This is a genomic window from Echinicola sediminis (assembly GCF_054777495.1).
On record NZ_BAAHAP010000072.1, the window covers coordinates 16,300 to 28,048 of the forward strand.

Consider the following 11,749-nt stretch of genomic DNA (forward strand, 5'->3'; position numbering starts at 1 on the left):
AAACCCGGATCATTCTCCTTATATTGCTGACTTTTCAAATCAAAAAAAACATTGAACATCAACTATGACCTATCAAGCTCACCCTGATCGTTACCAGAAAATGACCTACCGACGCTGCGGAAAAAGCGGCCTTAAGCTCCCTGCGCTTTCCCTAGGACTCTGGCATAATTTCGGACATGTGGATGTACTGGAAAACTCAAGAAAAATATTGCAACTGGCATTTGACTCGGGCATCACCCACTTTGATTTGGCCAACAACTATGGGCCGCCTCCGGGCTCGGCCGAAGAAAACTTCGGAAAAATCCTGCAGGAGGATTTTGCTTCCTACAGGGACCAACTGGTGATCTCTACCAAGGCAGGCTATTATATGTGGGAAGGACCTTACGGTGAATGGGGATCCAAAAAATACCTGGTATCCAGTCTGGACCAGAGCCTGAAAAGAATGGGGCTGGATTATGTGGACATTTTCTATCACCACCGGCCCGACCCTGAAACGCCATTGGAGGAAACCATGGCTGCCCTGGACCTGATCGTCCGACAAGGCAAAGCCCTCTACGTGGGAATTTCCAACTATCAAGCAGATGAGGCGGCAAAGGCCATCAAAATCCTCAAAGACATGGGCACGCCCTGCCTGATCCACCAACCAAAGTATTCCATGTTCGAAAGATGGGTGGAAAATGGTCTTTTGGAATTATTGGGCAATCAAGGTGTAGGATGCATTCCATTTTCCCCCCTGGCCCAAGGATTATTAACCGACAAGTACCTAAAAGGGGTTCCTGAGGATTCCAGAGCAGCCAAGGCACATGGGTTCCTGCAGACATCCGCTATCACTGATTCCACGCTCGCCAAGATAAACGCACTAAATGACCTTGCCGGAGAGCGCGGACAAAGCCTGGCCCAAATGGCACTATCATGGCTATTGAAAGATGAACGGGTAACGTCTGTCCTTATTGGCGTTAGCAAAACCTCCCAACTGGAAGATTCCCTCAAATGCCTGGACAACCTTTCCTTTTCATCTGATGAACTGGCAAGGATTGAAACCATCCTCAAGGGATAGGCATTTATGCGTCATCATCAATTTATCCTTGATAGCAGCTCTTTAAAGCTACTGGACGATTAAATTTAAGCCCAAGATTGCCCAAATCAGGGGTTTAATACCCGTTGTGCTGTCCGGATAAGGCCGTTCGGCACAACGGAAGTTTCGAAGAAACCAAATAGGCATAAATGTTTTTTTAATTCGTCTGTGTTGACCTTTTCTATCTGTGGACTTGTTGGTACTGGTCAGGCCTCTGACCAATAAGTGATAGGGGTGCTGGTCGGGATTTTAAATCCCGACCTCCCTATGTAAAGGGATTTGTCATGCCCAATTCCAAACAATCCCCGGCTTTTTAAAAAACCGTTCACTTACCATCCTTATAAAAAATTGCCTACCTTTGCGGAAGTTTTTGGTACCTCTCCTTTCACAGGAAGGTTTAATAGGGAATCCGGTGGAAATCCGGAACTGTACCCGCAGCTGTAAGCTTCACCAAAGCTTTTGGTATCCATGGCCACTGTTCTGCTAAGTCGGAACGGGAAGGCATCCAAAAGTGAAGCAAGTCAGAAGACCTGCCAGAAGCGCTTAAATTCAGAGCTTTCGGGTGAAAAGCCATGAAAAAACGTCCTTAGCGCTGAGGGCAGTTTTATCATCTTCCCAGAAAGTTCATAGTGTCAATTTCAATCTAACATTCATCACGCTATGAACAAGAAATTTGTTCCTTTCAACATCATGAGAGGAAAGTATGCCACTGCATTGCTGGTGGCCGGACTTTCCTGCTACAGTTCCGCCATTCTTGCCCAAGAAACACAGGAACTAAAAGAAGTGGTCGTCACCGGTACCAAGTTTGAAATCCCGGTTGAAAAGTCAGGTAAAACCATCTATAAGCTGGACGTGAAGGCCATAGAAAGAAATGCCGGCAAAACAGTGGCTGACCTGCTCAATGAAGTCCCAGGTATCCAGATCGATGGAAATTTTGGTTCACCAGGCACCAATATCAGTTATTTTGTCCGCGGTGCCAGCAGTAAAAACACCCTTATCCTTATCGACGGACTGCCTATCAATGACCCCTCTGGAGCAACGGCCACCTATGATCTCCGGCTGCTTTCACTGGATCAGGTAGAATCCATTGAAGTACTGAAGGGTGGACTGAGTACCCTTTATGGTACGGGAGCCTCTGCCGCGGTCATTAATATCAAGCTCAAATCCGCGAAAAAAGATCAGGCCCTGGGAGGTACTGTCAGTTTTGATGGTGGTTCTTTCGGCACCTACAACGGAAACCTCAGCCTCAACGGAAAAAGCAACAAGTTCAACTATCTGGTATCCGGTAGCCTGTTCACCTCAGAAGGTTTCAGCTCCGCTTCGGAAGAACAATCTGCCACGCCATTTGGAAAAGATGGTATGGACCGTAAAAACGCCTTGGTGAAGTTTGGATATGAGTTTTCCGACAAATTCAGACTCGATTTTATCAGTGCTTATGACGATATGGAGGCTGATTACGATGACAATACCTTTACCGACGGGGAAAACCAACAACTAAGCAAGCAGCTGCGTTTTGGACTAACACCTACCTACACCTATGAAAAGGGGACGATCAAGCTGAAATCAATCTATAATGAAAACGAAAGGGAGTTTATCAGCAACTGGCCTTCTGAATTCAAAGGACGGAACCTTCAGCTGGACCTTACCCAAGAACATGAGATTATTAATGGGCTTAAGGGACTTTGGGGGCTGAACCTGCAGGAATTTTCATATGAACAGCCTGGGGACCTCACCTTTGACAGCAATAAGTTCACCCAGATAGATCCTTATGCTTCCCTTTTCTATGAAGCCCGCTCAGGCTTCAATTTGCATGCAGGGGCCCGGGTCAACACCCACTCCAACTATGACAGCAAATTTGTCTACAACATCAACCCAAGCTACCTGACCCCTATTTCCAATAACGTTTCTTTGAAAATATTGGCCTCTGTAGCTACCTCTTACATTACTCCTACCCTTTACCAGATCAACTCCCCGCTTTACGGCAACGAGGGCTTGACTCCAGGGGAATCTTTGAACTATGAACAGGGAATTTCCCTGTACATTGGTGATGAGTTCACCCTGAACCTGGTTCATTTTACAAGGGACGAATCCAACCCGATTGATTTCGTTTCCCTCTTTGATGACGAAGGCAATTATGTAGGAGGGCAATACCAAAACACCGCTGCTGAGAGAAGGGTGGAAGGCTTCGAGGCAGACTTCTCCTGGACGGTAAACGAGCACTTCAACATGGCAGCTAACTACGCCCATGTCAGTACGGATAAGCCTACCACCTTTTACAGGGTTCCAAAAAACAAGTGGGGAATGACCTTCAATGCATTACCTTCTGAAAATACTTTAGTATCATTGAAATATAATTTCACCAGTAAAAGAACCATTTACGACTGGGGCCTAGGCGGTGAATTTGAGCTGGACAGTTACGGTTTGGCGGATTTGTATGTACAGCAGGCCATCCTGAACAATAAACTTCAAGTGTACGGAAGTGTAAACAACCTGTTGGATGAAGAATTTACCGCTATCTATGGCTATACGACCAGAGGTAGAAGCTTCACCTTGGGAGCAAGGTTTCAATTTTAAACCATGAAAAGAGAAAAGCACTGCCCAAATTGCGAAAATGCTTTTGCCTGCACCACGGAATGTTGGTGCAGTGCTTTTCCTCCTATTGTCCCCTTGAACGAAGATAGAGGCTGCCTGTGCCCAGACTGCTTAAAGGCGGACATCCAAAAAAGGATCCGGCAATGGACCTCTCCGCTCACGCCCAAAAAGGTAAAAACCATCCAACAAATGGGCAAACCCGCTCATTTGCTTGAAGGCATTGACTATACCGTAAACGAACAGGGATTTTATGTATTCACCTCCTGGTACCTGCTGAGACAGGGCAAATGCTGTGGCAATGGCTGCAAAAACTGCCCGTACCAAAAAATAGAAAAGCTATGATCTACTATGTTACCGGTGGCGAACGGTCGGGAAAAAGCCGCTATGCCCAAAACCTTGCCGAAAGCCTCTCCAAAAACCCTTACTACCTGGCTACCTCTAGAATTTGGGACAAGGATTTTGAAGAAAGGGTAAACAGGCATCAAAGTGACCGGGACGAAAGGTGGACCACCATCGAGGAAGAGAAATACCTTGGCCAACTGGACATCAAGGACAAAACCGTAGTGATGGACTGTGTCACCCTATGGCTGACCAATTGGTACGTGGATACAAAAAATGATGTCGATGCCTGCCTAGCCTCCTGCAAAGAGGAATTGCTACAATTGTTTAAAAATGCGCAATACGGCACCCTTATCATCATTTCCAATGAAATCGGCATGGGCCTGCATGCCCAGACCGAAGTAGGCAGAAAGTTCACCGAACTGCAGGGCTGGATCAACCAGTTCATCGCCCAAAAGGCGGATAAGGCTACCTTTATAGTATCAGGCTTACCCATTCAAATAAAGTAATATGATCAAAAGCGTTTTTAATTGGAGCGGGGGAAAAGACAGCGCATTGGCGCTCCACCATGTGCTCCAAGGAAAAAAACATCAGATAAGCCACCTGATGACCACCGTCAACTCCAAATATGACAGGATATCCATGCATGGGGTCAGAAAGGAACTCTTATATGCCCAGGCTGCGTCCATCGGCATTCCTGTTAAGGAAATTCTCCTGCCCGAAATGCCCGGCATGGAGGAATACGACCTGATCATGCGAAAGACCATGGAGGAACTGAAAGGACAGGGCATTACCCAAAGCATTTTTGGAGATATCTTTTTGGAAGACCTTAAGCAATACCGGGAAGACAAACTTGCAGAAATCGGACTTGAGGGCTACTTCCCCTTATGGAAGAGAGACACGCGGGAGTTGGTGCATGAATTTATAGACCTCGGCTTCAAAACCGTAGTGGTCTGTGCCAAATCCGACTTGCTACCTGAAGAATTTGTAGGCAGGGTGATCGATCAAGACTTCCTTAAAGACCTCCCCAAAGCAGTGGATCCCTGCGGGGAAAATGGGGAGTTCCATACCTTTGTTTATGACGGGCCGATTTTCAAGCAGCCGATCGGTTTTGACTTGGGGGAAAGAATTTTCAGAACCTTCGATGCCCCAAAAGACAAAAACGACAGCTGCTTCTCTGCTGATCAGGATCCTAAACCCCAAACGGGCTTCCATTATATAGATTTGATACCTACTAGTCATGCTTCACTTTGACATAAAACCCCTGGACAGCGCATTGGAAAAGGAGCTGCAGCAAAAAATCGACCTCAAGACCAAACCCATAGGGGCTTTGGGAACACTGGAAAAGCTGGCCCTTCAAATCGGATTGATCCAGCAGAGCAGCTCACCAAAGCTGAAAAATCCGCACCTGGCCGTCTTTGCTGCCGACCATGGCATCGCCAAGGAGGGACTGGTCAACCCTTACCCTCAGGAAGTCACTTTTCAAATGGTCATGAACTTTCTCTCAGGAGGGGCTGCCGTTAATGTCCTGGCCAAACAAAACCAACTCACGGTGAAGGTTATCGATGCCGGGGTCAACCATGATTTTGGAGACCTTACAGCCTTGATCGATGCCAAAATAGCCAAAGGCACCCAAAATTTCCTTTATGGGCCGGCCATGTCCGCATCACAAGCAGCAGAGGGACTTAAAAAAGGTGCCGAAATTGTCGAAAAAATAGAAGCTTCAGGCTGCAATGTGTTGGGCTTTGGGGAAATGGGTATCGGGAATACCTCCTCTGCAGCGCTGATCATGCGCCTTATTTGCGACCTGCCACTGGAAGACTGTGTGGGAAGAGGCACCGGAGCCAATGAGGAACAGTTAAAAACCAAAATCCAGACCCTAAGGCAAGTACTGGCCAAACACAGTAAAGTCGATAAAAAGGATGTGATGGAGGTCCTAAGCACTTTTGGGGGCTTCGAAATTGCCCAGATCTGCGGAGGCATGTTGAAGGCTGCCGAAAAGAGGATGCTGGTTTTGGTGGACGGTTTTATTAGTACTGCGGCTTTGCTATTGGCACATAAAATAAACCCTGAAATCTTATCTTACTGTATTTTCACCCACTGTTCGGGGGAAAAAGGACATAAATCCATGCTGGAATACCTGAAAGCAACTCCCCTACTCAACTTGGGCATGCGACTAGGCGAAGGTTCGGGAGTGGCCGTGGCCTATCCGGTCGTTCAGTCAGCCTGTACTTTTCTCAATGAAATGGCCAGTTTTGAAAGTGCAGGAGTAAGTCAGGCCAATGACAGTTGATGTTCTGATACATCGATTGAATAATATCAACCACGGATGGACACAGGTAAACACAGATTTATAAGTACCTAAATTCAAATAAACCCTTAGAAATCTGCGCTTATCAGCGAAATCTGCGGGAGACTATAGAGATCCTGGCATCCCTGATATAATCACGTATAATCTATCCCCAAAACATGAATAGAGAAATCCAAGCATTTTTTACCGCGATCATGTTCTACACGCGGATCCCCTGTCCCCAATGGGTCGACCACTCAGAAGAATACCTGAGAATTTCCCGAAAATACTTTCCCTTGATCGGCTGGATAGTGGGAGGACTATCGGTGCTGGTCTTACTGCTCTTCTTGCAGATTTTTTCTGTTCAGATTGCCGTATTACTCTCCATGGCCACCGGGCTTTTGCTTACAGGTGCTTTTCACGAAGATGGTTTTGCCGACACCATGGACGGTTTTGGCGGCGGGTGGACCAAAGAGAAAATATTGTCCATCATGAAGGACAGCAGGTTGGGCACCTACGGTGCGGTCAGCATCCTGCTGATGCTGCTCTTGAAGTTCTTTGCCTTATCGGAACTGACCGAGGGGGCATTTGCTAGCAGCTTATCCTGGGGATCTTACCAAGCCCTGATAGCCTGCTTTCTTTCAGGCCATTCGGTTTCCAGGCTGATGGCACTGACCTTTTTCAAAAGCCTTCCCTATGCGAGGTTGAATGATGAAATCGGCAGTAAATCCAAACCTGTGGCCAAAGGAGAGTTCCCCGCTGGAGATCTTTTCCTAGCCTTGGTATTTGGTTTGCTTCCCTTGCTGCTCTTTCAACATTATGCTGTGTTATTGACCTTGATTCCCTGCGCCCTTGCCACCTGGTGGATGGGACGATGGTTCAACAAATGGATTGAAGGATATACCGGTGACTGCCTTGGGGCCGTACAGCAAGTCAATGAAGTAGTTTTTTACCTCAGCATTTTGGCCCTATGGAAGTTTATCTGATCCGCCATACTACACCCAAGATTGCTAAGGGGATCTGTTACGGACAAAGTGATTTACCACTTGCCGATACATTTGCTCAGGAGGCTGAAGCAATAAAAAGCCAACTGGGCAGCTTAAATTCAGGAGCCTTGGTTTTCAGCAGCCCCCTTCAGCGCTGCGCCCTATTGAGTGATGCGATTTTTGAAGAACAGGCTCACAGGGACTCCAGACTGATGGAACTGGATTTCGGGGATTGGGAAATGAAGGCATGGAATGAGCTCCCGGAGGAGGAACTGAATCCCTGGATGGAGGATTTTGTCCATATCCCCTGCCCCAATGGCGAATCGTATATGGACCTGTACCAGAGGTGCATTGATTTTTTGGAGGAGGTAAAGCAATACGATGCCGGACAGGTAGTTGTCGTTTGCCATGCCGGGCCGATCAGGGCCATGCATGCCCATGTTCATGAAATCGCGCTAAAAGATTCTTTCAGTCTAAAGGTGGATTACGGAGAGGTAATCAAGCTCGAACTATAAGAAATTGCCACTTGTTGGCTTGACTTAACCACGGAGTGCTCAAAGGTGTCATGGAGATCTCTATCGATATTCTGCCTCTAGGAGCTACACCTGGGCGCACAGACGCAGTACTACATGAAGGGGCTTCATGCCTTCAAATCCTTTTTGGTTCGAAGCAAGCCCATTTGCCCTGTTTCGGAAATAAAACCTGACAGGTTTCAACTCCTTAATGGTTGAAATTATCCATACTTAGAATTTCATTACTCCGTACATCTTTCCTCTTGGCTCTTTCCTCTTGCTATTTCATACTAATTCAAGTGAAGAACCTGAAACAAGCAAACATTACCTCTTAAGCGACTATAATATACTTAAATATGTATTATATACACATCACCTTGTATTTACACTATATATTTTTGCTAATTAACCCATTTTATGTTATTTTCTATAATACTTTTTACAACTCTACTAATCTAACCAAAACCTAATGACACTAGATCTATCCCAAATGCATAGCTTATGGGATCAGGCCGTTCAGGATAAAAAAAGCCCCACGACCCTCCCTCCCATCAATTTCAATGAAATTGTGAGTTCAGTATTTGCTGCAGGACCATTCTACTACTATATACTTGATTTTTATGACTTTAGCATAACACATATCAGTCCTGAATTTCAGAAGATTCACGGAATTTCTCCGGAAAATATACGTACTATTGATGATGTCCTTGCTTTAACTCATCCCGATGATATGGACTTTGTGGCCAAAGCGGAAGAAACAGCCATAGCTTTTGTAAGTCAGCTTGGTGTGGAAAAATTCACCCAATATAAGGTTTCCTATAATTTCAGATATACCACCTCCTCTGGAAACTATGAACTTTTTAATCATCAAGCCTTAATACTGACAATTGATGAAAAAGGGAACTTTATTAAGTCCATCAACATCCACACCAACATCAACCATCTCACCAAAAGGAACAACCATAAAATCTCCTTCATTGGACTAGCAGGCCTTCCTTCCTTTCTTAACATAGATGTCTACCCCAAAGAAGAAAAATATAACGAAAAGGCCCTTCGGCATAATAATTTCTCCAAAAGAGAAATAGAAATTATGAAAATGATTGCGGACGGAATAGAAACCAAAATTATAGCGGACAAATTGTTTATCTCCCTGGAAACGGTCAAATCCCACAGGAAAAACATGCTAAGAAAAACAGGTTGTACCAATTCAACTGAATTAGTCGCCAGGGGAGTCAGCTAGGGATGGATCTGAATGTGAAGCTTTTTCAACCGACGCCATCCTGATGTATGAATTTTCTAACTGTTTTACCTCTGCATGACTCATGCTTATGTCTCTACTTCGACTTTCATAACTTCATCATTATTCTTGGTTCCTTCCTCTTGTTACTCGCTATTATATTCTTGATACTTTTTCTACCTTTCTCCTAATGCTTGCCCCTTTCTGAGTCTGAAAATCCTTGACCTCCAATAGCTACTACTGTTAGAATCCTTCAGGTTCTCAAGTTTAGAATAGTCCGGAGTTCCAGAATTCTAGGCAAAAAAAGAAACCGCTTCCTCAAAAATCCCCCTTAAGGGGGATTGATCGGGCTTAGTTTAAAAGGTAATTTTATATAAAGTAAAAAGAACACGATGTTTTAGGGTGTACTTTAAAGTGGGCGCCAACTTCAAAGTACTTATGGTTGAATAAAACCTTTGTTACCATTTTCCAGATCTCTTTATGACTGATCAGGAAAGAAAGATTTAGCCTAAGTATTAAAAACCCACAAAAAAATGAAAACCTCTCCTATACTCACCTTATCGGCCATTTCTATCATCCTGGCCCTTTTTGTCCTTATTGTACCTGGTTATTCCCAGGATGACAATGTTCAATCACAAGTCACTACTGCCCAAATTAAGCCCGATAATTTCAGAAAAGGCTATATGCGGTTAGGATTTAGTTCTTTTCCAAAGAGCGAGATGGATTATTCCCTTTCCCCATATGATAACATGCAAACAGGAAGAACCGGTGCCGGTGTTGGATATACACTGGAATTTGGAAGAAATTACTACTTCAACCATTCCGCAAATAGCCTCATCAAATATGGATTGGATTGGACAGTCATTTCTGCCAATTATTCTCAACTGGACTGGAGTACCTATTCGGAAGCCCGACAGAATTTCGACACAGACGCCAAGTTCCATTATATAAATTTAGCCTCTAAACTGGGTCCGGTCATATCCATCAATCCCGTAGAAAAGCTGATAGTGGATCTGCGAATTCAGGCCGGGGTTTCGTTTCATTCCATGCTAGTGGATTATTATGATGACCAGAATGCAGACCACTTTAGCTTAACCGATGATGAAAGCCCCCTCAAATCGATTTCTGAAATGTCCATCTATCCAAGTTTTGGCATCACACTTAGACGAAGATGGATAGGTTTTGCAATGGACTATTTTAAACAAACTCCAAAACTGAACTACTCCTCTGAGCTTGAAGGAGAAGGTACAGTAGATGTACCTGTAACTACAAAGCAGGTCAAGTTGATCTTTTCTTTTAACTGAAAATGATCAGTCACCTTAACAGGATCCTCTCATAGGGTTTTCAATGTGATCAAAAACTTTGCATCCATAACTCAATTAAGGGATCCTGTGCAACCACTCAGATTAATCTTTGACACTCCGAATACTTTAGATTATGAAAACGCTATTTAAAATAATCGTTCCAACCATTATGACAGCATTTATTGGCTGTGTAAATGATCCTGAACCGTATATAATCAGAGAAACCAAAATATCCGTTCGGGACCTGTCAGAATGGAATCCAGAAAACCCTAATGGTGTACCTTCGAATGATGCAACTGTTAGCCTTTACCGTTCGCAAGAGGACTTCACCAATAACACACCTTTTGTACAGGTAAAAACCAACACAAGTGGTGTTGCTATTTTCAAAAGCCTTTCTGAGGGAAATTACTTTTTGGAAGTCACCAAAGGTGATAAGAGCAATTTATTTCAGAAATCAACAGAACCTGTTAATGGTTATTATATGGGCTTAAAACCGATTGGGGTCTTTAGGTCTCAAGAAGAGATCAATTCAACATTGGCACAAGCGGATGCAGGTCTTGGTGATTTTAGATTTTCCGATCAAAATGCAGATGGTGTAATTAACGAAGAGGACAAAGTCCCGCTTCCGATCGATCAGCTTTCTACTGATCAAAGAGAGCTGACCGTTTATATTGGTTACAGCTCTGGACAGAAGATCCAATATCTTTCACCCAATAAGAATTTTCTGAAAATCGGCCATAAGGCTTTCAATCTCCAATACGGGAAAATCACCTTTACGAGAAACCTGAACCCCGGATATGCATTGACCTTGACCTTAGGTTCCGAAGAAAGTAACCTTACCTCGGAAAGCCCTCTTTTCCCAACAGAAAACAGGGCCAACAATCTCAACGGAGCTAAAATCTTATTGAACTTCCGGTTTTATTCTGCTGATTTTTCAGGTATTCCTTCTGGAATTTATCCAAACAAGGATCCCAAAATCACTGTCCCTATCCTCGGGACTTGGGACACTACAGACTATTTCGAATATTGGCATAGCGATGAAGGAAGTATCCAATATACTGATGATGGTTTCTTGAGACTTGGAAAAATCACTGTTAATAGATTAGGTGATGAATATGAAATCAGCTTACAGTGTACAAACAATAGTGGAACGTCGGTTACGGGACATTATAAAGGAAAAGTAACCTACAGCAATGCTGACCAACCCAATGTCGACTGATTTAATTAATCAAAACTAAGATGAAAATCTTGCTCCATAAATGTTCTCAGGTTTTCCAAAAAATCCATATGATTCCCTTGGAAAACTTGGGAACACTACTTAAACCCTCAAGGATTTAAGGCAAAAGGTATCGCCATCCCAAAGGTCAGCTTAAAGCTCCTTATCTATCACAACCAGGGACAATAAATCACATTC

At 44.3% G+C, this 11,749-nt stretch carries 11 protein-coding genes and 1 riboswitch; all 11 genes read left to right on the forward strand.

Annotation, left to right across the window (positions count from 1 at the left end; genetic code table 11):
- The first annotated feature begins 64 nt into the window (after positions 1 to 64).
- On the forward strand, positions 65 to 1,057 hold the full coding sequence (mgrA, locus tag ACYVAA_RS16595) for an aldo-keto reductase family protein (RefSeq protein WP_460543792.1): 993 nt from the start codon (positions 65 to 67) through the stop codon (positions 1,055 to 1,057).
- Positions 1,058 to 1,429: 372 nt separating this feature from the next.
- Positions 1,430 to 1,627: riboswitch (cobalamin riboswitch) on the forward strand.
- 108 nt (positions 1,628 to 1,735) lie between these two features.
- Complete coding sequence (locus ACYVAA_RS16600) at positions 1,736 to 3,649, forward strand: TonB-dependent receptor plug domain-containing protein (protein WP_460543794.1); 1,914 nt, start codon at positions 1,736 to 1,738, stop codon at positions 3,647 to 3,649.
- Between the two features lie 3 nt (positions 3,650 to 3,652).
- Entirely contained in the window at positions 3,653 to 4,009 is a 357-nt protein-coding gene (locus ACYVAA_RS16605; protein ID WP_460543796.1) for a DUF5522 domain-containing protein, read from the forward strand.
- Positions 4,006 to 4,515: a bifunctional adenosylcobinamide kinase/adenosylcobinamide-phosphate guanylyltransferase gene (locus ACYVAA_RS16610; RefSeq protein WP_460543798.1), complete on the forward strand. Its 510-nt coding sequence runs from the start codon at positions 4,006 to 4,008 to the stop codon at positions 4,513 to 4,515. The genes ACYVAA_RS16605 and ACYVAA_RS16610 overlap by 4 nt, the downstream gene beginning before the upstream one ends.
- A gap of 1 nt (position 4,516) precedes the next feature.
- Complete coding sequence (locus tag ACYVAA_RS16615) at positions 4,517 to 5,260, forward strand: Dph6-related ATP pyrophosphatase (RefSeq protein ID WP_460543800.1); 744 nt, start codon at positions 4,517 to 4,519, stop codon at positions 5,258 to 5,260.
- Positions 5,247 to 6,299 carry a nicotinate-nucleotide--dimethylbenzimidazole phosphoribosyltransferase gene (gene cobT, locus ACYVAA_RS16620; protein WP_460543802.1) on the forward strand — a complete coding sequence of 351 codons (1,053 nt, stop codon included), beginning with the start codon at positions 5,247 to 5,249 and terminating at the stop codon, positions 6,297 to 6,299. The genes ACYVAA_RS16615 and cobT overlap by 14 nt, the downstream gene beginning before the upstream one ends.
- Before the next feature lie 176 nt (positions 6,300 to 6,475).
- Positions 6,476 to 7,282 (forward strand): adenosylcobinamide-GDP ribazoletransferase, encoded by an 807-nt coding sequence (locus ACYVAA_RS16625; RefSeq protein ID WP_460543804.1) that lies wholly within the window; start codon positions 6,476 to 6,478, stop codon positions 7,280 to 7,282.
- On the forward strand, positions 7,267 to 7,797 hold the full coding sequence (cobC, locus tag ACYVAA_RS16630) for an alpha-ribazole phosphatase family protein (protein ID WP_460543807.1): 531 nt from the start codon (positions 7,267 to 7,269) through the stop codon (positions 7,795 to 7,797). Before ACYVAA_RS16625 ends, cobC begins: the two co-directional genes overlap by 16 nt.
- Before the next feature lie 466 nt (positions 7,798 to 8,263).
- On the forward strand, positions 8,264 to 9,034 hold the full coding sequence (locus ACYVAA_RS16635; protein WP_460543809.1) for a LuxR C-terminal-related transcriptional regulator: 771 nt from the start codon (positions 8,264 to 8,266) through the stop codon (positions 9,032 to 9,034).
- Between the two features lie 530 nt (positions 9,035 to 9,564).
- Positions 9,565 to 10,335, forward strand: a complete 771-nt coding sequence (locus tag ACYVAA_RS16640) for a hypothetical protein (RefSeq protein ID WP_460543811.1) — start codon at positions 9,565 to 9,567, stop codon at positions 10,333 to 10,335.
- A 169-nt stretch (positions 10,336 to 10,504) separates the two neighbouring features.
- Complete coding sequence (locus tag ACYVAA_RS16645; RefSeq protein WP_460543813.1) at positions 10,505 to 11,554, forward strand: hypothetical protein; 1,050 nt, start codon at positions 10,505 to 10,507, stop codon at positions 11,552 to 11,554.
- Positions 11,555 to 11,749: the final 195 nt, after the last annotated feature.

What these genes read in the sequence shown, in the direction of transcription:
- mgrA (WP_460543792.1), top strand. Translation starts at nt 65, where the DNA reads ATGACCTATCAAGCTCACCCTGATCGTTACCAGAAAATGACCTACCGA.
- ACYVAA_RS16600 (WP_460543794.1), top strand. Translation starts at nt 1,736, where the DNA reads ATGAACAAGAAATTTGTTCCTTTCAACATCATGAGAGGAAAGTATGCC.
- ACYVAA_RS16605 (WP_460543796.1), top strand. Translation starts at nt 3,653, where the DNA reads ATGAAAAGAGAAAAGCACTGCCCAAATTGCGAAAATGCTTTTGCCTGC.
- ACYVAA_RS16610 (WP_460543798.1), top strand. Translation starts at nt 4,006, where the DNA reads ATGATCTACTATGTTACCGGTGGCGAACGGTCGGGAAAAAGCCGCTAT.
- ACYVAA_RS16615 (WP_460543800.1), top strand. Translation starts at nt 4,517, where the DNA reads ATGATCAAAAGCGTTTTTAATTGGAGCGGGGGAAAAGACAGCGCATTG.
- cobT (WP_460543802.1), top strand. Translation starts at nt 5,247, where the DNA reads ATGCTTCACTTTGACATAAAACCCCTGGACAGCGCATTGGAAAAGGAG.
- ACYVAA_RS16625 (WP_460543804.1), top strand. Translation starts at nt 6,476, where the DNA reads ATGAATAGAGAAATCCAAGCATTTTTTACCGCGATCATGTTCTACACG.
- cobC (WP_460543807.1), top strand. Translation starts at nt 7,267, where the DNA reads ATGGAAGTTTATCTGATCCGCCATACTACACCCAAGATTGCTAAGGGG.
- ACYVAA_RS16635 (WP_460543809.1), top strand. Translation starts at nt 8,264, where the DNA reads ATGACACTAGATCTATCCCAAATGCATAGCTTATGGGATCAGGCCGTT.
- ACYVAA_RS16640 (WP_460543811.1), top strand. Translation starts at nt 9,565, where the DNA reads ATGAAAACCTCTCCTATACTCACCTTATCGGCCATTTCTATCATCCTG.
- ACYVAA_RS16645 (WP_460543813.1), top strand. Translation starts at nt 10,505, where the DNA reads ATGACAGCATTTATTGGCTGTGTAAATGATCCTGAACCGTATATAATC.